The organism is Caulobacter sp. GW821-FHT10C03 (genome assembly GCF_059415485.1).
The window spans coordinates 26,130-47,530 of sequence record NZ_JBWKNI010000026.1 but is presented as its reverse complement, the minus strand read 5'-3'; the positions used below and the strand labels follow the sequence as shown (position 1 = coordinate 47,530).

14 protein-coding genes are annotated in these 21,401 nt (G+C 67.6%); 8 read left to right on the top strand and 6 right to left on the bottom strand.

Annotated features, from left to right (window positions below; all coding sequences use genetic code 11):
* Positions 1-238: 238 nt before the first annotated feature.
* The 3 genes from AC07NG_RS23255 to AC07NG_RS23245 form a co-directional block, all read right to left on the bottom strand.
* The gene (locus AC07NG_RS23255) at positions 239-2,071 is read right to left on the bottom strand and encodes a DUF885 domain-containing protein (protein ID WP_494596644.1); all 1,833 of its coding nucleotides are present in this window, start codon (positions 2,069-2,071) and stop codon (positions 239-241) included.
* A gap of 186 nt (positions 2,072-2,257) precedes the next feature.
* On the bottom strand, positions 2,258-3,229 hold the full coding sequence (locus AC07NG_RS23250; RefSeq protein WP_494596643.1) for an HAAS signaling domain-containing protein: 972 nt from the start codon (positions 3,227-3,229) through the stop codon (positions 2,258-2,260).
* Between the two features lie 12 nt (positions 3,230-3,241).
* The gene (locus AC07NG_RS23245) at positions 3,242-3,571 is read right to left on the bottom strand and encodes a PadR family transcriptional regulator (RefSeq protein WP_110118688.1); all 330 of its coding nucleotides are present in this window, start codon (positions 3,569-3,571) and stop codon (positions 3,242-3,244) included.
* A 215-nt stretch (positions 3,572-3,786) separates the two neighbouring features.
* Between AC07NG_RS23245 and AC07NG_RS23240 the strand changes: the two genes are divergently transcribed.
* The 3 genes from AC07NG_RS23240 to AC07NG_RS23230 all read left to right on the top strand — a co-directional run bounded on the left by AC07NG_RS23240 (position 3,787) and on the right by AC07NG_RS23230 (position 6,740).
* Positions 3,787-5,304: a hypothetical protein gene (locus AC07NG_RS23240; protein ID WP_494596641.1), complete on the top strand. Its 1,518-nt coding sequence runs from the start codon at positions 3,787-3,789 to the stop codon at positions 5,302-5,304.
* Positions 5,305-5,351: 47 nt separating this feature from the next.
* The gene (locus AC07NG_RS23235; protein WP_494596639.1) at positions 5,352-5,765 is read left to right on the top strand and encodes a DUF1810 domain-containing protein; all 414 of its coding nucleotides are present in this window, start codon (positions 5,352-5,354) and stop codon (positions 5,763-5,765) included.
* A gap of 72 nt (positions 5,766-5,837) precedes the next feature.
* Positions 5,838-6,740, top strand: a complete 903-nt coding sequence (locus AC07NG_RS23230) for a hypothetical protein (RefSeq protein WP_494596638.1) — start codon at positions 5,838-5,840, stop codon at positions 6,738-6,740.
* A gap of 177 nt (positions 6,741-6,917) precedes the next feature.
* Here AC07NG_RS23230 and AC07NG_RS23225 read toward each other — a convergent pair whose 3' ends face one another.
* On the bottom strand, positions 6,918-9,845 hold the full coding sequence (locus AC07NG_RS23225; RefSeq protein WP_494596636.1) for a DUF2135 domain-containing protein: 2,928 nt from the start codon (positions 9,843-9,845) through the stop codon (positions 6,918-6,920).
* Positions 9,846-9,999: 154 nt separating this feature from the next.
* Between AC07NG_RS23225 and AC07NG_RS23220 the strand changes: the two genes are divergently transcribed.
* Together AC07NG_RS23220 and uvrB are read left to right on the top strand one after the other, a co-directional pair.
* The gene (locus AC07NG_RS23220; protein ID WP_494596635.1) at positions 10,000-11,523 is read left to right on the top strand and encodes a hypothetical protein; all 1,524 of its coding nucleotides are present in this window, start codon (positions 10,000-10,002) and stop codon (positions 11,521-11,523) included.
* A 93-nt stretch (positions 11,524-11,616) separates the two neighbouring features.
* A complete protein-coding gene (uvrB, locus tag AC07NG_RS23215) occupies positions 11,617-13,896 on the top strand; it encodes an excinuclease ABC subunit UvrB (protein WP_494596633.1) in 2,280 nt (759 codons plus the stop codon).
* A 152-nt stretch (positions 13,897-14,048) separates the two neighbouring features.
* Here uvrB and AC07NG_RS23210 read toward each other — a convergent pair whose 3' ends face one another.
* Entirely contained in the window at positions 14,049-17,000 is a 2,952-nt protein-coding gene (locus AC07NG_RS23210) for a cold shock domain-containing protein (protein WP_494596631.1), read from the bottom strand.
* An 835-nt stretch (positions 17,001-17,835) separates the two neighbouring features.
* Between AC07NG_RS23210 and AC07NG_RS23205 the strand changes: the two genes are divergently transcribed.
* The 3 genes from AC07NG_RS23205 to AC07NG_RS23195 all read left to right on the top strand — a co-directional run bounded on the left by AC07NG_RS23205 (position 17,836) and on the right by AC07NG_RS23195 (position 19,959).
* Positions 17,836-18,117: a hypothetical protein gene (locus tag AC07NG_RS23205; RefSeq protein ID WP_494596629.1), complete on the top strand. Its 282-nt coding sequence runs from the start codon at positions 17,836-17,838 to the stop codon at positions 18,115-18,117.
* Positions 18,118-18,234: 117 nt separating this feature from the next.
* Positions 18,235-18,939 (top strand): RDD family protein, encoded by a 705-nt coding sequence (locus tag AC07NG_RS23200; protein ID WP_494596627.1) that lies wholly within the window; start codon positions 18,235-18,237, stop codon positions 18,937-18,939.
* Positions 18,940-19,062: 123 nt separating this feature from the next.
* Entirely contained in the window at positions 19,063-19,959 is an 897-nt protein-coding gene (locus tag AC07NG_RS23195; protein WP_494596626.1) for a pirin family protein, read from the top strand.
* Between the two features lie 170 nt (positions 19,960-20,129).
* On the opposite strand, the gene AC07NG_RS23190 is transcribed toward AC07NG_RS23195, so the two are convergent.
* The gene (locus tag AC07NG_RS23190) at positions 20,130-21,353 is read right to left on the bottom strand and encodes a serine hydrolase domain-containing protein (RefSeq protein ID WP_494596624.1); all 1,224 of its coding nucleotides are present in this window, start codon (positions 21,351-21,353) and stop codon (positions 20,130-20,132) included.
* Positions 21,354-21,401 lie beyond the last annotated feature (48 nt).

The window sequence follows — 21,401 nt, the reverse complement described above, 5'->3', positions numbered from 1 at the left end:
TCGGCATTCGTCCGCTTGGCCCAATTTTAAAGCCGAGCATCCCCGCGAAGGCGGGGACCCAAGCCGAGTCAGCAGGTCGTCCACGGCCGCGCCACATCCGGAACGTCAGCTTGGGTCCCCGCCTTCGCGGGGATTTTACGGGTGGGGGGTGCGAACCAGGCCCCCAACACCCCAACGAAAAAGGGGAGCGCCCTCGCAGGCGCTCCCCCTCCTCGAACCTTCCGAAGAAGCCCGAGCCTTACTTCCCGGCCTTGGTCGCGGCGATGTAGTCGTCGACCACGCGATCCAGCACGGTCAGCGGGGTCATGCCCGACAGCAGGCCCGCGTCGTGGAACTTCTTGATGTCGAACTTCTTGCCCAGCTCCTTCTTGGCGCGCTCGCGGGCCCGCAGCCAGGTGATCTTGCCCAGCATGTACGAGCAGGCCTGGCCCGGCCACACGACGTAGCGTTCGATCTCGGTGATCGTGCCGCTTTCCTCGTCGCCCATGGTCTCGGACATGTACTTCACGGCCTGTTCGCGGCTCCACTTCTTGTAGTGCATGCCGCTGTCGACCACGAGGCGGACGGCGCGGAACAGGGCGTCGTGCAGCATGCCGATGTGGCCGCGCGGGTCGCCCTTGTAGATGCCCATCTCGACGGCCAGCTGCTCGGAATAGAGCGCCCAGCCCTCGGCGTAGCCCGAGAAGCCGATCACCTTGCGGATCATCGGCAGGCCTTGCGCCTCGTTCGACAGCGACAGCTGCAGGTGGTGGCCCGGGACGCCTTCGTGCACCGTCAGGGTGGTCAGGGTGTACTTGGCCTGCTCCTTGGTGTCGCGCAGGTTGATCCAGTAGATCCCCGGGCGCTTCCCATCCAGCGAGGGCGAGTTGTAGTAGCCGCCCGGCGCGCCAGCCTCGATGGCCTTGGGCACGCGGCGGATCTCGAGTTCAGCCTTGGGCAGGGCGCCGAAATAGGCCGGCAGCTGCTTCTCGATCCACTTGGCCTTGACGTTCAGGTCGGCGATCAGCTGTTCCTTGGCCGCGTCGGTGTTCTCGTAGATGTCCTTGCCCAGCTCAGCCATCCGCTCGCCGACCGTGCCCTTGGACATGCCGATCGACTTGAACAGCTTGTCGGCTTCCACCGAGATCGACTTCACCAGGTCCAGGCCCAACTGGTGGATGTCGTCGGGGCTCATGGTCGCGGTCGTGTAGTTCTTCAGCGACACGGCGTAGTAGTCGCCGCCGTCCTTCAGGCGCCACACGCCGGCGTCGTGGGTGGCCTTCGGGCGCACGCTCTCCAGCAGGGCGATCTGGCGCTTCAGGGCCGGCAGCACCGAGTTCTCGTAGACCTTCGAAGCCTCGCCGGCCCAGTCGCCGTCGATCTTCTTTTCCTTGGTGCGGCGGGCCACCGACTTGACCAGCGGCGCGTCGGCCGTCGGGGTGTCGGCGAAGGCCTTCATCTGCACCAGGGCCTTGTCGATGACGAAGTCCGGCGGGATCACGCCGTCGGCGTAGTCCTTCTTGGCGATCAGGGTCTCCTGATCCATCAGTCGGGCGAAGCCTTCCATGCGCTGCAGGTAGGCGTCGGCGTCGGCCTTGGTCTCGATGCTGTGCTGGGTGTCGAGGAAGTCGGGCATCGACTGGTAGGCGCCGGTCAGCTGGCTGAGGATGTAGGGCGCGCCCGAACCGCCGCCGGCGTAGCTGAACTTGCGATTGCCCTCGTCCTGCACCGCCAGGGTGAACTCGACGGTGTCGTAGTTGACGGCGTCCATGCCGCTCAGGGCCTTGCGGTCGATCGAGCGCAGCTGGGCCAGTTGCGCCGTCGTCTGGGCCGAGCCCGCGGCGATCGCCTCGAACGAGCGGTCGCTCAGCAGGCCCTTGGTCCAGGCCAGGTCGCCGCTGTCGAGGCCAAGGCCCGTCGCCAGTTCCGGCGCCTGGCGCAGCAGCTTGGCCATGGCGTCGTCGAAGAAGGCGTTCAGCTTGGCGGCTTCACCGGCGGTGGACGCCGGCTGGGCGAAGCCCAGCGAGGGCGCGGCGGCGGCGGCGAGGCCGGCGGCCACGGTCGACAGCAGAAGTTCGCGGCGGTTTTGCAAGAGAGAGTCCCCTTCCCTGGAGCCCCTCCCCCAAGGGCGGGCTCGATCCTTACGTCCGGGCGCGATCATGCCGCGCCCGAAACAGCTGGGGCGAAGGCGTAAATGTCCGCGTCAGGCGGGGCAACCGGGGACGGATTAATTCCGTGTCATCAAGACCCTGGAAGATCCGTCCCCGCGCCGTCCGGCTTAGCGAGCGCCCTTGTACAGGCGCCACAGGGCCGCGCCGATCTGGCAGGCGAAGATGATCCCGGCCACGAACATCCCGATGTGGAAGCCGGTGTCGACCATGTGCTGCAGCTGGCCCACGTCCTTGGCCGTCGCGGTCACCGGCGTCAGGGTGAACAGCGGCAGAGACTTCCACAGCAGGGTGGTCAGGACCATGCCGCCGATGGCCGTCAGCAGGTCGAACACCGCCCGCGCCCGCACCAGGCCCGGCCTGACCAGGGCGATCAGCGAGGCGACCAGGCTCAAGCCCGCCCAGACCAGGATCGGCCAGTAGAGGGTGGCCCACACCGGCGACGGCGTCAGGGCGATCGCGCCTTTCAGGGTCACGGCCCCGGTCAGGTCCACCCGCCACAGCCCCGTCCACCACAGGATGAACAGCGCCGTGGCGACCACCTCGAACAGGGCCTCGAAGCGCGCCTCGAACATCCCCTTCTTGCGGGTCAGCTGCGGCAGGTCGCGCACGTTCCAGTCGGTCAGGCCGGTCAGCGGCACCCAGCCGCGTTCGATGCCGGCCGCGACCAGGGTCACCAGCCCGGCCAGCATCAGGGCCGAGCGCGGGAAGTCGTGGGTCAGGGCGTCCAGCGTCACGTCCAGCGCCTCGCCCCGGCCCAGCAGGGCGACCACCACCGCCGGCACGACGGTGACGATCGCCGCCAGGGCCACCGCCAGCTTCAGGGCGAAGACGTAGAACGGATAGAGCGTCGGGCCGATCAGGCTCTGCTGCGGGCCATAGCGGCCGGCCACGGCCAGCGGATGGCCGAAGTCCTTGAGCACCGCCTCGCGCTCCTTGTCGGTCAGGGGAGCGCCCTTGGCCTCCTCCTTTTCCTCGATGCGGTTGAGCAGCACGTCGCGCAGTTCGGCGACGATGTCCTCGCGTTGCGCCTTGGGCAGCAGGGCGCCCACGGCGCCGAGATAGCGGTCGAGCAGGTCCATGACCTAGTCCCCTCAGATCAGGTTTTGCAGGGTGTCGTTGATGGCGCGCCACTCGGCGGCCAGGCGGGTCAGTACGGCTTCGCCCTCGGGCGACAGGCGGTAGAAGCGCTTCTTGCGCTTCTCCTCCTCGCGCCATTCGGAGGTCAGCAGGCCCTGGCCCTCGAGCCGGCGCAGCATCGGGTAGAGCGCGCCTTCGTCGATCTCCAGGCCCACTTCCGAAAGGGCCTGGCGCAGGCTGTAGCCGTAGCGCTCGACCTTCAGCTGGGCCAGCACGGCCAGGATCAGCGTCCCGCGACGCAGCTCCTGGCGCAGGGATTCGAAGATGTCGGTATCGGTCGGCATAGGCCTTCCTGTCTTGGTGTGCGCCGCATGGTGTGCAACACATAGTGTGCGATACACACTGTGTGTCACACAGTAACTTTGTGCGCAACCGCCGCTCGCTGAATCTTTCGTAATGTGTGAGGAGAGGAGCGATCACGGCCCCGACCGCCGGCGCCCGGCGTTGCGGCGCGAAGGGCGTCGTGATCTTAAGGTCCCGCTTGAGTTGGGGGCTTTCGATGAGACGCGTTTCGATCCTGGGGGCGGCCTTGGCCGCGGGACTGTCTGTGGGATCCGCCGCCCGGGCCGACGAAGCGGCCCTGCGGGCGCGCAGCGAGCCGCTCCTCGCCGGACTGCAAGGCGCCCGGCTCCGCGCCTGCGAGGGCGACCTCGCCCAACGCCTGCAAACCGTGACCGACGATCCCGACTTCGATCGCCTCGCGGCCGACCGTCGCGAGACCCTGCTGTTCGCCGAGCTCGGCTGCCAGCAAAAGGCCAAGGATCCCCCCGCCATCGTCGCGACGGCGCGACGGCTGCTCGGGGTGGCGGTGCGCCCGGAGGTCCGCGCTCAGGCGGCCCTGGCCCTGGTGATCGACGCCAGCCGCCGCGGCGCGCCCGCCGACATGGCGGCCAATGTGCAGATCGTGCTCGAGACCGGCCCGGAGCTGCTCACCGGGGCGCCGGTGCAACTGTTCGACTGGTCTCTGACCGGGCTGACCGACGATCCGGCCGCCGCCGGCGCCTTCGTCTCGGTCCTGCGCCGCGCGCCCTGGACCACCGAGGACGCCCACCAGGCCGTCGACAACCGCTGGGCCCTGCGCGAGGCGACCTTCGCCGCCGACGCGGGCGACATGACCCGCGCCGCCGCCGTCCTGTCCCGGGCGACCGAACTGTCGACCCTGATGGCCGTCTACCAGGACCGCCGCTTCGAGCCCCTGTGGCCGGACATGGCCGCCGCCGGCCGCTTCGACTGGCGCGCCCTGGAGACCACCCGCCTGGCCGGGATCGACGAACGCATCCGCCGCGAACCGCGCCGTCTGGAGCTGGTCGTCCAGCGCATCCAGGCCCTGCACAATCTCCAGCGCTATGACGAGGCCCGCGCTGTCGGGGCCGACTACGTCGCCCGCATGCAGCGCAAGGACGCCTTCGACGATCAGGCCGAACAGAAGGCCTGGGTGCTCTACGCCTACGCCAACATCCTCAGCGACCTGGGCGAGCGCTCGCCCGCCGACCAGGCCCTGGCCGAAGGCGCCCAGGGGCAGGACAAGATCAGCCAGAACGTCAACCGCGCCGCCCTGCAGCTGACCCTCGGACATCCGGCCCAGGCCCTGGAGGCGATCGAGCAGGTTCCTCCGGACTACGGCACGGCCTACGGCCGCATGGTCGTCGCCAGCAACAAGCTGTGCGCCCTGGCCCTGCTCGACCGGCGGCCGGAAGCCGAGGCCGAACTGCCCAGGCTGCGATCGAACTGGCGCGACGCTCCCGGTGCGACGGTCGAAGGCCTGGCCTGCCTCGAACGCGACGACGAGGCGGCCGCCGTTCTCGTCCGCTGGCTGCAGGACCCGGCCTTGCGGGGCGACGCGCTCGCCTGGTTCCGCCACGGCCAGAAGTCGCCCGCCGCCAAGGCCGCCGAGCCGACCCGGCCGGCCTACCTGCGCCGTCAGAGCGCCCTGAAGACCCGCCCCGAGGTCAAGACGGCCCTCGACAAGGTCGGCCGCGCGCTCTCCGTCGACCTGGCCGGCGAATACGGCGGCTGACCGGCTCCGCGCGAGACAAACGCCCCTCCCCGGCCCAAACTCTCGCCATGGCCCACGACCTCCAGCGCTTCGTCGACGCCCAGGCGAGCACCTACGCCGCCGCCCTGGCCGAGCTGCGCGCCGGCGCCAAGCGCACCCACTGGATGTGGTTCGTCTTCCCGCAGGTCGAGGGCCTGGGCCGCAGTTCGACGGCCCGGTTCTATGCGATCGCGGGGCTCGACGAGGCCCGCGCCTATCTCGCCCATCCGGTGCTGGGCGCGCGGCTGGCCGAGGTCGTCGACGCCATCCTCGCCCTGCCCGGAAACGACGCCCACGCCGTGTTCGGCTCGCCCGACGACCTCAAGCTGCGTTCCAGCCTGACCCTGTTCGCCGCCGTCGCGCCTGGCGAAACCCGCTTCCGCGCCGCCCTCGACAAGTACTTCGGCGGCCAGGACGATTTGGCCACCCTGGCGCGCCTGTGACATTCGCCACACCCGCATAGGGCGAATCCGTGCATTTGTGACTCCTGATTGTTCAACCAGGGGGCCTTGGCCATGCACAGACTCACACCCGCGCGTCTCGTCGTCGCCGGATTCGCCGTGGCGACGCTCGCCCTCGCGCCACAGGCCCTGGCCTTCGGCACGATCCGCAGCCTCGGCCAGAACGCCGAGCACGAGCGCATCACCCGCACGGGCCTGGGCGGCGCCGGCTTCGGCTCCGCCACCCTCGACCTGCTGGCCGGCAAGAACGGCACCTTCGGCGCCGTTGGCGCCCCCGACCGTCCCGGCCGCGGCCTGATCAGCGTCTCCCAGGCCCACTGCGACGACGGCGACTGGTTCGACAGGCCCGGCTACGCCCAGAACCTGTCCCAGGCCAACGCCGCCCTGCGCGCCTGTCGCAGCCTGATGTACAGCAACCTCGACCAGGCCCTGATCCGCGCGGGCGACCTGGTTCGTCCCGACCTCTCCTACGGCGACACCACCACCGGCTCGGACTGCCCGTTCGACGGCGAGAAGGGCTCGCCGAAGTGCCGGACCCTGGAATATCTCGGCCTGGCCCTGCACGCCTCGCAGGACTTCTACTCGCACAGCAACTGGGTCGACGCCCCGCGTCCCAAGCCCACCGTCGAGAACCCGCCGGGCCTCAACAACAACGGGCCCGCCGACTGGCTCGGCCCCAGCCTGCCCGCCCAGGTTCCGGCCGGCCTGATCACCGGCTGCTACGGCTTTCCCGAGTGGGCCAGCTGCCGCGGCCGGGTCAAGCACGACTACCTGAACAAGGACACCGCCGGCACGAGCCGTGGCGGCTACGACAAGGCCATGCGCGTCGCCGCCCAGGACACCCGCGCCAAGTGGGACCAGTTCTCCGGCAAGGTCCGCGCCCGCTACGGCGACACCCGGGGCAACAAGATCCTCTGCGTCATCCGCTCGGACCGCCCGCGCGAGAGCTGCGGCTGAGGCTTCGGCAAGCTTCCTGAGTAATTTTTCACCGAGCATCCCCGCGAAGGCGGGGATCCAAGCCGAGCCGGCGGGTCTTTCGACGACTGCGCCTCATCCTGAAAGTCAGCTTGGATCCCCGCCTTCGCGGGGAACTCGGATCTAAGGGCGGGCGTCGGGCGACCTCCCTCTCGCCCCCTACTTCTTCTTCCTTCCCGCAACCGGCCCCACCTGGAAGCTGCCCAGCCGCGCCTCGCCGTTCTGGCCGGACTTCAGCTCGATCTCGAACCGCTCCTCGGCCTGGTCGGGCCGGCCCCAGTGGCGGAACAGTCGCACCCGCACCACGGTCGGTCCGTTGGGGTCCAGCCTGTCGGGCGCGAAGACATTGGCCCGCACCACGTACTGGCCCGCCGGCGCCCGGCGCAGCAGGTATTCCTCGGGGCCATAGCCGGCGGTCATGTCGTTCGACAGCCGCCCGCCGATGCCGGTCGCCGGATTGTCGTAGATCGCCCGTTCACCGGTCGGCTCGTCCACCCACAGGTCCATGTCGCTGTGGTCGGTGTTCCACTCCAGCACCACGCGGATGTCGACGTCGAGCAGGGCCGTCAGGCGCGGATCCAGCACCTCCTGCTTCATGCCCTGGGCCGCCATGCGGGCGACCAGGACGTTGGCCTCCATCAGCGCCGCCATCTCGATCCCGTCATAGGCGCCGTTCCACGGCTTGACGATCACCGCGTTCAGCAGGTCCAGCGCCCGCCGCCAGTCGGCCTCGCGCGCCGCGCCCTTTCGGGCCTCGCCCCGCGCGATCAGGGCCAGGGCTAGGTCGCGCCGCGGCTGCGGCCGGTCGGGCTCCAGGAACAGGATCCGCTCCTGCAGCCAGATCGCCCGGTCGAGATCGCCGTAGCGCGCCAGCCGGTCGGCCAGTATGGCCAGGGTCTTCACGCCCGACGACGGCAGGTCCACGGCGTTGACCGCCACGGCGATCGCCTGCTCGCGGCGGCCGGCGCGGAACGCCTGCTCGGCGACGTCGAAATAGAAGGCCGGCGCGTCGCCGTCGGTCTTCTCCAGCGCCGCGAAGCGCTCGGCCCAGGCCTCCGGCGTCTTGGCCGCCGCCAGCGCCTTCAAGTACGGCCGGTCGGGATTCCATTCGGCCGCCTCGATGGCGATGGTCGGCCCCGACGCCCGCGTCCCGGCGACCACGATGCTTTCGGCGACCGAGTCCGCATCGGCGTTCGCGGCCGGCGCCCGGGCCTCCATGACCGCGGGGATCGGCAGCGGCGGCGGCGGCGTCACGTCCGGCGGCGGCGCCATGGCCGGCCGAGCCTGGACGCCCGGACCTCGGCCGAGCGGCCGCTTCGGCTTGCCGCTCGGCTTGCTCGCCCACCAGGTCTTCTGCGCGGCCCAGGCCTTGACCATCTGGTCCAGGCGGTTGGCGGCGGCCAGGGTGTCGCCCTGCTTCTTGTCGGCCATGCCCTGGCGCCAGGCCGCGATGATCGCCTCGCCGGCCGAGGCGGGCGGCGCGACCCCGGCGTCGACATAGTCCTGGGCGTTCTCCAGCACCACGAAGCTGGCCTCGCCGCTGGCCACGTTGTAGCGCCGCGCCAGGGCCAGGGCCTCGTCGCGGTCGGGCCGGTCGGCAGCCAGCAGGTCGGCGATCGCCTCGCGCCCCCACAGCGCCCCCGCGCCGTCGAAAGTCCGCACCGGCAGGCCGGCCAGCGGCAAGGTCCGCCGCGTCCCGTCGGCGCCGGTGAAGACCAGGTCCCCGGCCGGCGTCTTGCCGACGATCTGCCAGCGGCCGGCCGGACCGGCGATCAGCCGGCTCTCCACCGCCTGGCCGTCGGCCGTGGCCAGGGTGAAGGCCGGCGTCCCGGCGCTTGTCAGCCGCGCCAAGGCGGCCTCGGCGTTCACCGCCGTCAGGTCCACATGCTGGCCGCCGCCGCGCGTCGCCAGCACGCCCAGGAAATTGCGGTCGGCGTCCCTTGCGCTCGACAGGGAAAAGGTCCGGCAGGGCGGCGGCATGGCCGTCCACGCGCCCAGGGTCATGCGGCCGTCCGACACGAAGACGCAGGTGTCGGCCGACTCCCGCCCCGCCGCGAACACCCCCTCCAGCGTGGTCGCCCCGCCATAGCTGACGCCGCGCAGCGCCGCGGCCAGGGCCTCGCCCGTCGGCGCCGAAAGCCGCGTCGCCCTGGCACCGTCGCTCGCGAAGGTCACCAGTTCGACGCTGGCCGGCCGCGCGGCGTCGACATAGCGGGCCAGCACGGCGATCTCGCCGGCCAGGTCGTCGTCGCGGCGCGAGCGCGAGCGGTCCCAGTAGATCCGCAGGCTCCGCACCGTCGCCGCCCTGGCGTCATAGGGCAGCCGCAGCTCGAAGAAGCGCTCGCCGCTCGCATGGCGGCTCAGCTCCAGCGGCGAGGCCACGCGCCACGCCCCCACGGCCAGGGCGCCGTCCAGGCTCACGCCCTTGGCCTCGCCCACGGCGGTCGCGCCCTCGGGGCCGTCGCTCCAGGCCAGGGCCAGGCCCGCCGGCGCGGTCACGGCCGGGCGCTCGGTCGCCCCGGCGATCGTCACCTTCACCGCCGCCTCGCCCACCGGCTGGTCCGAGGCCAGCGGCAGGCTGAACGAGCCGTCGGCGGCCAGCGGCGCCACATAGGACAGGCGGATCGTCCGCCCCGAGCCGGGCAGCACCGGGAACACCCGCGTGCGGAACGCCCCGTCGTCGGTCACCTCGGCCAGACCCGGGTCGATCCCGGCCCGCACGCGGTTCTCGTAGACCTCCCTGGCCTGGCGCTTGCCGGTCAGCACCCCGTCGACCATCCGCCCGCCGACGTCGAGGGCGTAGCCGTCGACCACGGCCCCGGCCGGCAGGGCCAGGGTGAAGTCGCCTTCCAGCGCCTGCTTGGTCGGATTGTCGAACCGCGCCTCGACCGTGGTCCTGGCCAGGCCGCCGACCAGCACCACCTCCACCTTCAGCCGCGACAGCTTCAGGGCCCTGGCCGGCGCGTCCGGATCGCCGCCGTTGTAGATCTTCGCGGTCAGCACGGGATTGGCGGCTTGGGCGGCGCCTCCGCAAACCGCTCCACTGACCAGGGCGACGGCGAAAACGGCGATCCAGACGCGGCGCATGACCGGCTCCCAAGCTTAATACTACATTTGTAATCAGATATCGCGACGCTCGCCAAGGGCGAAAAGCCAAGCTCGCACGCCGGAATGTTGTCCCCAGCGTTGCGGCGTGAACGGCGCCGTGATTTCTGAGCCGTCAGTAACGCGGGGGCTTCGCATGATCCGGAAACTCGACCTGGCCGCCCTGGCCGCGGGCGTCGCCATGGCGCTGGCGGCGGCTTCGCCCGCCTCGGCCGCCAAGACCCCGTCGGCCGGCCTGGTCGCCGACGCCGACGCGCTCCTGGCCCGGATCACCGCCCTGCCGGACGACGCCGGCTGCCCCGCCGCCCTGGCCGACCAGATCGACGCCCTGGTCGCCCGCAAGGACTTCGCCAAGCTCGACGCCCCGCGCCGCGACGCGCTGCTGTTCGACGTCCTGGTCTGCCGCGAGTACGACGCCCGGGCTGTCGCCGCCGCCCGCCTCCTCGACCGCGACGACGCCGCCCCGCCGTTCGTCGTCCAGGCCAACATCGTGCTGATGGTCGACGCCGCCGATCACGAGGACGGCCCCGGCCAGCTGCGCGCCATGGAGCGGATCGCCGCCCTCGACCCGACGCGCCTCGCCGCCTTCCCGCCCGACAACTTCAATCAAACCCTGTCCGACCTGAAGACCGACCCCGCCGGCCAGGCCCGCGCGCTCGACCTGCTGCGCGGTCTGGAATGGCCCACCGAAGACGGCCACCACCTTGTCGACAACGCCTGGGCCCTGAAGCGCGCCGAACTGGCCGCCGACGCCGGCGACATGACCCGCGCCGCCGCCGTGCTCGACCGCGCCTCCGACGTCGCCGTCCTGGCCGCCGTCGCCCAGGACCTGCGCTTCGCCCCGCTCTGGCCCGACATGCAGGCCGCCGGCCGCTTCGACTGGATCAAGCTGGTCGAGGCCCAGCTGGCTCGCAGCGAGGAGCAGTCCCGCCGCGAACCCGGCCGCCTCGACCGCGTCTCCGACCGCATCGACGCGCTGCGCACCCTCGGCCGCTGGGAGGAGGCGCGCGTCCTCGGCGCCGACTACGCCGCCCGCCTGGCCCGCGGCGAGCCCTTCGACGATCTCGACGACCAGCGCCCCTGGCTGCTGAGCAGCTACGCCGAGGTCCTCGCCGACCTGGGCCAGGCCGACGCGGCCGACGCCCAGATGGCCGCCGCGATTGGCGAGGACCGGATCAGCCAGCACCTGGCGCGGGCCGGCATGCTGCTCGACGCCGGCCGCGACGCCCAGGCGCTGAAGGTGCTGGCCGACGCCGACCTCGTCGACGCCCGCGTCATCGGCCTGCAGTGGCACCGCGCGCTGCGCGCCTGCGCCCTCGCCCACCTGGGCGACAAGGCGGCCGCCGAGCGCGAGCTGCCCGCCCTGCGCAAGGACCGCCGCCACGGCGCCCAGGCCCTGTCCATCGCCCTCGTGTGCCTGGACCGCCAGGACGAGGCCGCCGCCCTGATGATCGAACGCCTGGACGATCCGGGCATGCGCCGCGAGGCCCTCAACGCCTTCCGCAACGGCCGCCTGCCGCCGGTGGTCACCCCCGCGCAGCAGGACCTGACCGCCCGCCGCGCCGCCCTGCTGGCCCGTCCCGACGTGCAGGCCGCCCTGCGCAAGTACGGCCGGACCCTGGTCCTGCCCCTGGCCGGCCCCTACGAGGGCGGGCTGTAGAGCGCGCCCTCCCGCCACCTACCGCCAGCCTGCTGACAGGGCCTGTCAGCAGGACCCCTGGCCTTGAGGCCTCCGCGCCCCTAGATTTGGGCCATGCCCAGCAGCCAGAACCCCGGCGTCTCCGACGCCTCGACGCCCTTCGTGCTCGACGCCTCCCCAGAGTCCATGGGGGAAGCCATGGGGGCGGAAGGCATGCCGATGCTGTGGACGCCCCACCGCCCGGCCCGGCCGGAGAAGTCGGAAGGCGGCAAGACCTTCAAGCTGGTGTCGTCCTACGAGCCGGCCGGCGACCAGCCGACCGCCATCAGGGAGCTGGTCGAAGGCATCGAGAACAACGACCAGGACCAGGTGCTGCTCGGCGTCACCGGCTCGGGCAAGACCTTCACCATGGCCAAGGTCATCGAGGCCACCCAGCGTCCGGCGCTGATCCTTGCCCCCAACAAGACCCTGGCGGCCCAGCTCTACAGCGAGATGAAGGCCTTCTTCCCGGAGAACGCGGTCGAGTACTTCGTCAGCTACTACGACTACTACCAGCCCGAAGCCTACGTCCCGCGCACCGACACCTATATCGAGAAGGACAGCTCCATCAACGAGCAGATCGACCGCATGCGCCACTCGGCCACGCGGGCGATCCTCGAGCGCGACGACGTCATCGTCGTGGCCTCGGTGTCGTGCATCTACGGCATCGGCTCGGTCGAGACCTACACCGCCATGACCTTCACCCTGACGGTGGGCGACCGGGTCGACGAGAAGCAGCTGATGGCCGACCTCGTGGCCCAGCAGTACAAGCGCAACGACGCCGCCTTCGAGCGCGGGACCTTCCGCCGCCGCGGCGACACCATCGAGATCTTCCCCGCCCACTACGAGGACCGCGCCTGGCGCGTCACCCTGTTCGGCGACGAGGTCGAGGCCCTGTCGGAATTCGACACCCTGACCGGCAGGAAGACCGCCGAGCTGGAGACCATCAAGGTCTACGCCAACAGCCACCACGTCACCCCGCGCCCCACCCTGCGCCAGGCGATCATCGAGATCCGCAAGGAGCTGAAGGAGCGCCTGGAGTGGCTGACCGCCAACGGCAAGCTGCTGGAGGCCCAGCGCCTGGAGCAGCGCACCACCTTCGACCTGGAGATGATCGAGACCACCGGCTCCTGCGCCGGCATCGAGAACTACAGCCGCTACCTGTCGGGCCGCCAGCCCGGCGAGCCGCCGCCGACCTTCTTCGAATACATCCCCGACAACGCCCTGCTGTTCACCGACGAGAGCCACCAGACGGTTCCGCAGATCGGCGCCATGTACAAGGGCGACCGCAACCGCAAATGGACGCTGGCCGAGTTCGGCTTCCGCCTGCCCTCGGCCCTCGATAACCGCCCCCTCAAGTTCGAGGAATGGGACGCCATGCGCCCCCAATCGGTGCACGTCTCGGCCACCCCCGCCAACTGGGAGCTGGAGCGGGCCGGCGGCGTCTTCGCCGAGCAGGTCATCCGCCCCACCGGCCTGATCGACCCGCCGGTCGAGGTGCGCCCGGTCTCCAAGGACGGCGCCTCCCAGGTCGACGACGTCGTCGACGAGATCCGCCAGACCATCAGCAAGGGCTACCGCACCCTGGTCACCGTCCTGACCAAGAAGATGGCCGAGGACCTGACCGAATATCTCAACGAGCAGGGAATCCGCGTCCGCTACATGCACAGCGACGTCGACACCCTCGAGCGCATCGAGATCATCCGCGACCTGCGCCTGGGCAATTTCGACGTGCTGGTCGGCATCAACCTGCTGCGCGAGGGCCTCGACATCCCCGAATGCGGCCTGGTCGCCATCCTCGACGCCGACAAGGAAGGCTTCCTGCGCTCGGAGACCTCCCTGGTGCAGACCATCGGCCGCGCGGCCCGCAACGTCGACGGCAAGGTCATCCTCTACGCCGACCGGATCACCGGCAGCATGGAGCGGGCCATGGCCGAGACCTCCCGCCGCCGCGACAAGCAGAACGCCTACAACATCGAGCACGGCATCACGCCCGAGAGCGTCAAGCGCGACATCAAGGACATCCTCGCCAGCCCCTACGAGCGCGGCGACCGCGTCCTGGTGCCCATGGGCGTCAGCGACGCCTCCGGCGCCGAAAAGCCCTTCAGCGGCGACAACTTCAAGTCCGCCCTCCGCGACCTAGAAGCCAAGATGCGCGAAGCCGCCGCCAACCTCGAATTCGAAACCGCCGCCCGCCTGCGCGACGAGATCAAGCGCATGAAGCTCCTGGACCTGGAATTCGCCAACGAGGTCCTGACGGGGGCTGGGGAGACGGTGGACAAGTCAGCGCCCAAGCGGGTGCGGGCGGAACATAGGGCGGAGCAGGCGGAGGCGTTCAGGAAGGGGCGGCGGTAGGTGACCTATGTGCCAATTTAGACATTCGCGCCCGGCTCATAACCGGACACCCAGGGATGCCAGCGTGAAATCCTATTGTACGTCGGTTATGAGTGGATAACGAACGTGGAAGATTGTGGTTTCGGCGGTAGCTGCCGAAATGCGCGGCGCGATCACCCCGGAAAAATACTCGTCGCGTTTCTTGTGAGGTGCAACTCCTTAGCTGCTCTCCCCCGACCTGGAATGTTCTCGCCCACTAGTACGCGAACCCGCTCGCCTTCCATCAAGCCGCTCGCGCCCGCTCGAAGGACCAAGCCGGCTGAGATGTAAATGTCCTCCGCGTACCCATCGACTCGAACGAAGCCGAAGCCTTTCTGGGGATTGTAGAACAGCACCGTCCCGGCTCTTAGATCGGCATCCTCAGGCGTCGTTCTTGAGCTCGGATCCCAAGAATGAACATGGATGGCTTGGGGTTTACCGTTTTTACCCGCGGCAACGTCGCAGATAACGAAGTCGCCTTCGCCGACACCTGTTACGCCAGCTCGGTTAAGCGTGCTGATGTGAAGAAATACGTCCTCCCCGACACCCGCGTCGAGAAAGCCAAACCCCTTAACGGGATCAAACCACTTCAAAGTAGCAGTGACGTGGCTTCTCTCCACTCGCTCTTTGACCTTTGACACGACGCCATCTTCGTCGAGCTCACCAGCCCCGGTTCCCACCCATCTGGCCTGAAAGTCCTTTCGAAGTTGACGCTGCCCACCAAACATTGGGTCCCGGGGCAATCGGATGAAGGCGCGATCCTGAGCAAAACAGTAGAGCGCAAAGATGCGACGAACTTCATCCCACTCAGGATTGGCCATCTTCATCTTCTTAAGAGCACGAAGGCGCTCAACCACAGACGCGGAACGCAACGGCGTAGAAAATGCCATCTGGGACACGTAGATAGGGTCGCTTAAGGCCATCTCGAAGTGCATGCGGCCAGAGTGTGTCACCGCAAGCCTCTGATCCGGGGAGAGCATCTGTGAAGATGCGTCGAACGGCTCGATAAGGCGATAGTCGAGCAGTGCGGTAACGGCATTGTGGAGTGGCTCCTCCGCGATGCCCATCGATCCGAAATAAAGACTAATTTGTGAGAGCGGCGCGTAGGCACCGAGCGCATCCCCCTCACCGGCTTTGTCTATAAGCAATTTTAAGATGCTCAGCCTCAAAAGTGGCGACGTAGGGAATTCCGATGTGCTACTAAACACATCAATCACAAACGGACTATCACCCTGCTGAAAATTATTGTAATCACCAAGCACCAAAGCTTGCATAAATTTTCTATAACTTACATCAAATGTATTTCCAGATGTACGCTTGAGATATGATGAAATAAGCTCATCAATATTCATAAATGGCGATGTTATAACAGCTTTCGACAAAACTAGACCACGGCGAATGTCGTGATTGGATAACCAACCAATGCGGCGAGATATAAAATCTTCCTTAATAAATATTTCTTCTGTACACGCTGCAAATGCGTTAATATTCTCCACGCTCAACCTTATACCTTTATCCGTAAAGTATTTCTTGGCGCTTTGAGCCCTCCCAGCGTGATCCTGCAGATACTCAATGCGCTTTTCCAATACCTCGCGAGTTGATGGCACCGGAAGGTAGAATAGTTTGCTTTCGTGGGTCTGAAATGGGCCATGCTTGGACATCTTCCATATTGTCCGATCAGTGATCGGCAGTATCACAAGCGAAAATGGCACCTCAAGCCTAATCGACTGAGACCACTGGAACACTGCCTCCTGGAACGCCTCGGGATGATGGTCTGTATTATCGAAAATGAAGCACGGCAATAACTTGCGATTTCTAACAACATCAGTCAGCAATCGGAGCACATACTGATGAGAATCGGCATTAATTTGCTGATCCAGAAATTCACCAAACTTTACTTTAAATGCCAGCTTATCGCTTTCATAAAGATGCTTAAATTGACCATCTCGCCACTTTTGGTATTCGAAATAGTACAGCCCCTGCAATTCGTCATAAGTTGGAACGCCTCCAACAAATAACTGCCGCTCTATTTCTCGCTTTACCTTTTCCGTGGTCCAACTTGGAACGGTAGAAGCATCCCCGGTCGATGGTAGGAAGTCGACCTTTATTATAAGGCACTTCTCTCGGAACTCCTGCGCTAAAACCAGCTTGAAGAAGCGCTCCACGAAGGTGGACTTACCCGCCCCCTTGTTGCCAACTATAAGAACATTCTCTCCACGCTGAGTTTCAATGATCGCCTCGATTTGATCGACCAACTGAGCGCCGGTGTCGGTGGAAAGCGTATCTACGCGCCCCGCGATGTTGCCAACGAGCTTTTGCAGGGACGCATCAGCATTTCTGCTTTCCCTCGTTTCCACAAAGCAGTGAAGGAGCATATCCTTGTCATGATCTCCAGACATGACGCCAAAGAACTCGCGAAACACCGGATCAAGATCCTGCGCGAGCGGTGTTTTCGGAAGCATGCGCAGATCTACGGCCTTATTGACCGAAGTCATTGGCTCGAAGTTGTTAGGCGCCAAACCTTCGACACGTGCGAAATGGACCTTGTACTCCTTTCGCGACACCCCCTCCCTGGAGAGGAGATCGTAGAATGCTGCGAAGCTTTCCTTCACGGCAGTTAAGCCAGGAAAAACTATAGCCTTAGTATCTCGGTAGGATTTTCCATTCCCAGGAAATGTTATAAATACAACCCAGCAAAGACCCGTCGTCAGAACGGCAAGATCAACGCCGTGATCCATACAGTAGCTGACGGCCTGCCGAACTCCATCTGTCGCGGAATTCAATGCGGGACCACCAACCTTGTAGTTAGAAAGCCGGTCGTTGGTGGTGTCTACAAGAATGTTTCCGACCCGCTTGGCCTCAACGACTAGGCATGGGGCGTCGTCGGCCTTGACCAGATAATCCGCGTATCCGCTGGGTGAATGCGGCTCGGTCGAAATTTCGGAGTGATACCAACCGAGCACCTCGGTCAGAAAGCGGTTGATGAGCTGAAAGCGCGCATCCTGCTCCGTCTGAATGGCAGCTATGCGCGGCTGCACCTCTTCGATTAGCTTGACCGCACGCTCGTAAGCTTCGTCGATTCCCATATGAGCCCCCTCCGAAGCCGGCAGATTAACGGCCAAAATCGGGTGGTGCCTAGTGGTCCTTCACAGCACCCGGATCGCTGCTACATCTGCTGATCGCAGGAGCGATAGCGCGCCCTCCAAACTGGCCCCCATCCCCGTCCCCCACCGCACAAACCCCAACCCAATCAACGCCCTAGAAAATTCCCAGCGTTTTCCATCCGCCCCTTCCAAACCGGCCGCATAATGGACCTCGTCCCGTCGCGGGGAGAGGGCGCTAGGATCCGGCCCGATGCGTGCGAGGGGATGCGATCGAGCGGGGCCTCCTGGAGCGGCGAGAGCCGGGCCGGCGGGGCTTGAACGGAGGGCGGGGGACGTAAACCCGCCTATCGGGGGCTTGCCTGCAATAGGCTCCCGCCCGCCCGAGGGTCCGCTCCGGCGCCTTCTGTCTGCACGCGATGGCTAGCGAAGCTTACAGCCCGGTTCCGGGGAAGGCACACGCCGAAGGGGGTGAAGGGCGGAAGAGGCCCGCGCGCCCCGGCCTGAGGTCAAACGATCGCGCGGGGCGTCTAGGCTTCGTCGAAACGGTACATCCAACACAGCTCCGGACGCGGTCCGGACGCCCCGCGCCCTCTCCATCCCCTCAGCGGCTCGCCGCGTGAGATCGCCAACCCGTTCCCTCTCCCCTTGCGGGAGAGGGTGGCCCCCGCGAAGGCGGGGGTCGGGTGAGGGGTCTCTCAGACCTCAAAGCCGCGTGCAGCGGTCAGGCGGGGCGCAGCGTCCGATTTCCGAGAAACCCCTCATCCGACGTCCTTCGGACGCCACCTTCTCCCGCAAGGGGAGAAGGAAGGAGCACCCCATGAACCGCCGCAACCCCTCCCCCGTCCGCCCGCACCGCACGCGCGGCCCGGTTCCGCCGCCGCCGCCCCCGACGCCGGCGGAATTGCGCGCCTCCAGGCGCGCCGCCGAACGCGCCGAGGCCGAGGTCCGCGCCGCCGCCCGCGCCGAGGCCCGGCGCCTGGCGGCCGTCGAGGCCGAGAAGAAGGCCGAGTTCAGGCGCCGCCGCGGCTGCCCGCCCAGCGTCGTCGACGAATATGTCGAGATCCTCCGCCGTCAGGGCGCCTGGTGGAACGACCGCTAGCGGCGCCCTCTTCCAAGCCCCCCACCAGCCCCCAAGGTTGAGCCCGCTCGCGCGAGGGTCCATGGTGACGCTTCCCGAGGGGGCTCGGGGATTCTTCGCGTATCGGGGGCTTTGCACATGACCGACATCACCGCGGGCGCCGCGCCCGAACTCGAACCCACGCCTGGAGCCGCGCCCGCGCCCGAGGCCACGCCGGAAACGGCCGCGCCCGAGGCGGCGCCCGAGACGGCCCCCTCTGGCCGCAAGCCGCATCCGTGGGCCGACGCCTCGCCCCATCCCTGGCGGCGCTATTTCGCCCGGTCGGTCGACACCTTCGTGTTTGGCATGATCGGCATCGTGCTGGTCGGCGGGATCGGCGCCCTCGTCGCCCCGACCGCCACCGACCAGTTCCTGGCCCTGTTCGACATGGACTTCGTCGGCCAGCTGATCGCCATGCCGACGTTGGTGATCCTGGCCAGCCCGTTCGTGGCCGCGTCGATGGCGCTCAGCGGCGGCAGCTTCGGCAAGTGGCTGTTCGGGGTGCGCGTGGTCCGCGCCGACGGCAAGCGCCTGAGCCTGATCCAGTCGATCAAGCGCGAGGCCCGGGTGGCGGTGTTCGGCATGGGCCTCGGCGCGCCGCTGATCTGCCTCTACACCATGTGGCAGGGCAAGGAGACCCTGGAGGACAAGCACGTCGCCCCATGGGACGCCGACGACGGCTACCGCGTCACCTATCGGCCGATGGGGGTCTGGCAGGGAACGCTGATGGTGGTCGGCGGCCTGATCTGGGGCGGCGAGCGGCTGCTGGGCGTCATCGACCGCTTCTCGTCGATGGCGGGCTAGGCTTCCCGCCGGGACGAGGACCACGCACCGAGGCGAAGAGTCAGAAACTGCAAGACGCCGCGCGCGGGCCGTGGGACTTTCCGGCCCGCGCAACAGCTTCCCCGGACCGACACGGAGCCCCCCATGATCGACCTCGTCATCGACGCCCGCCGCCGCGACATCGGCGGTTTCGAGGTCGGGCGGGTGCTGCCGTTCGCCAGGCGGCGGATGATCGGGCCGTTCGTGTTCCTCGACCACATGGGGCCGGCCCATTTCCAGCCGGGCTTTCCCCGGAGCGTCGACGTGCGGCCGCATCCGCACATCGGCCTGTCCACCCTGACCTACCTGTTCGACGGGGCCATCACCCACAAGGACAGCGTCGGCTCCGACATCGAGATTCTGCCGGGCGAGGTCAACTGGATGACCGCCGGCTCGGGCATCACCCACTCCGAGCGCTTCGAGACCCTGCGCCACGACGGCGGGCTGATGGACGGCATGCAGGCCTGGATCGCCCTGCCCACCGAGCTGGAGGAGATCGACCCCGGCTTCACCCACCACGCCGGCGACCTGGACCTGCCCTTCTACGAAAGCGCCGGCCTGAAGGCCCGGCTGATCGCCGGCGAGGCCTTTGGCGCCAAGTCCAAGGTGCCGGTGCACTCGCCGCTGTTCTACGTCCACTGGCAGCTGGCCGCCGGCGCCAAGGCCGCCCTGCCCGCCGAATATCCCGAACGCGCCGCCTACGTCTCCAGCGGCCGGGTCGAGGTCGCCGGCCGCGTGCTGGAAGCCGCCCAGATGGCCGTGTTCGAGCCCGGCGAGACCGTGGTCTTCGAGGCCCTGGAGCCCTCGGTCGTCATGCTGCTGGGCGGCGAGCCGATCGGCCCCCGCTTCATCGAGTGGAACTTCGTCTCGACCAGCAAGGACCGCATCGAACAGGCCAAGGCCGACTGGCGCGCCGGGCGGATGAAGCTGCCCGACCTCGACAACGGGGAGTTCATCCCGCTGCCGGAGGATCCCACGCCTCCCGCGCCGCCGATGTCCTAAGATCCTTCTCCCCTTGCGGGAGAAGGTGTCAGCGAAGCTGACGGATGAGGGGTCGAAAGTCCGCTCAGCCGCGACAGGCGCAACGACCGGATGCGGCGGCTGAAGGGTCTGAGAGACCCCTCATCCGTCGCCTATCGGCGCCACCTTCTCCCGCAAGGGGAGAAGGATTCCTAAGCCGCCTCCTCGAACGCCGCATAGACCAGCGTCCTAAGCTCCCGCCGGATCGGATAGACGCTCGACGGCATCAGCTGGGTCATGAACACCACCGCCAGGTCCTCGATGGGATCCACCCAGAAGGCGGTCGAGGCCATGCCGCCCCAATAGGCCTCGCCGGGGCTGCCGATATTGCGGGTGCGGGCCAGATCGACGGTGACGGCGAAGCCGAGGCCAAAGCCCAGGCCCTCGAAGACGCTCTCGCTGAACAGCGACTTCGACATCTGGGTCAGCTCTTTGCCGCCCGGCAGGTGATTGAGCATCATCGCCTTCAGGGTCTTGGGGCTGACGATGCGGGCGCCGTCCAGCTGGCCGCCGTTCAGGATCATGCGGCAGAAGCGCATATAGTCCGAGGCCGTCGAGACCAGCCCGCCGCCGCCCGACTTGAACAGCGGGTCCTTCAGGAACGGGCTGGTCGCCGGATCGTCCTGCAGCACCACCCGGCCCTTGGGATCCAGGCTGTAGCAGGCCGCCAGCCGCCCGTGATCTGCCTCGGGCGCGAAGAAGCCGGTGTCGACCATCTTCAGCGGCTCGAAGATCCGTTCCTTGAAGAACACGTCCAGCGGCTGGCCGGAGATCTGCTGGACGAGGTAGCCCAGCACGTCGGTGCAGACCGAATAGTTCCAGGCCTCGCCCGGGCTGAACTCCAGGGGGAGTTTCGCCAACTCGGCGATGAAGCCGTCGAGGTCGCGCGGTCCCGGCAGGTCGTCCAGGTGCAGCTTGCGATAGGCCGCGTCGATATTGCCCCGCTGCTGGAAGCCGTAGGTGAAGCCGGCCGTGTGGCGCAGCAGGTCGATCATCCGCATCGGCTCGGCCAGCGGCCTGGTCTGGAACGCGCCCAGCGCGCCGGCGGCGAAGACGCCCAGATCCTTGAAGGCCGGGATGAAGCGGTGGACCGGATCCTCCAGCGCCACCCTGCCCTCCTCGACCAGCATCATGAAGGCGATCGAGGTGATCGGCTTGGTCATCGAATAGATGCGATAGAGGCTGTCGGCCTTCAGCGGCGCGCCGCGCTCACGGTCGGCCAGGCCCAGCACGGCCTCGTGGGCCAGCTGTCCGCGCCGCCAGACCTGCACCTGCGCCCCGGGCAGAAGGCCGGGTCCGACGTACTTTTCCTGCAGAAAGGCGTCGATGCGTTTCAGTCGGCTGGACGACAGACCGACGGCTTCGGGCGTGCTCACTTGCGTTCTTCCCCACACTGGCGCGACCTTGCGTCACGGTCGCCTTCT

Coding starts and splice junctions, on each gene's coding strand:
- AC07NG_RS23250 (WP_494596643.1), bottom strand. CDS start 3,229: ATGGACCTGCTCGACCGCTATCTCGGCGCCGTGGGCGCCCTGCTGCCC.
- AC07NG_RS23245 (WP_110118688.1), bottom strand. CDS start 3,571: ATGCCGACCGATACCGACATCTTCGAATCCCTGCGCCAGGAGCTGCGT.
- AC07NG_RS23240 (WP_494596641.1), top strand. CDS start 3,787: ATGAGACGCGTTTCGATCCTGGGGGCGGCCTTGGCCGCGGGACTGTCT.
- AC07NG_RS23235 (WP_494596639.1), top strand. CDS start 5,352: ATGGCCCACGACCTCCAGCGCTTCGTCGACGCCCAGGCGAGCACCTAC.
- AC07NG_RS23230 (WP_494596638.1), top strand. CDS start 5,838: ATGCACAGACTCACACCCGCGCGTCTCGTCGTCGCCGGATTCGCCGTG.
- AC07NG_RS23225 (WP_494596636.1), bottom strand. CDS start 9,845: ATGCGCCGCGTCTGGATCGCCGTTTTCGCCGTCGCCCTGGTCAGTGGA.
- AC07NG_RS23220 (WP_494596635.1), top strand. CDS start 10,000: ATGATCCGGAAACTCGACCTGGCCGCCCTGGCCGCGGGCGTCGCCATG.
- uvrB (WP_494596633.1), top strand. CDS start 11,617: ATGCCCAGCAGCCAGAACCCCGGCGTCTCCGACGCCTCGACGCCCTTC.
- AC07NG_RS23210 (WP_494596631.1), bottom strand. CDS start 17,000: ATGGGAATCGACGAAGCTTACGAGCGTGCGGTCAAGCTAATCGAAGAG.
- AC07NG_RS23205 (WP_494596629.1), top strand. CDS start 17,836: ATGAACCGCCGCAACCCCTCCCCCGTCCGCCCGCACCGCACGCGCGGC.
- AC07NG_RS23200 (WP_494596627.1), top strand. CDS start 18,235: ATGACCGACATCACCGCGGGCGCCGCGCCCGAACTCGAACCCACGCCT.
- AC07NG_RS23195 (WP_494596626.1), top strand. CDS start 19,063: ATGATCGACCTCGTCATCGACGCCCGCCGCCGCGACATCGGCGGTTTC.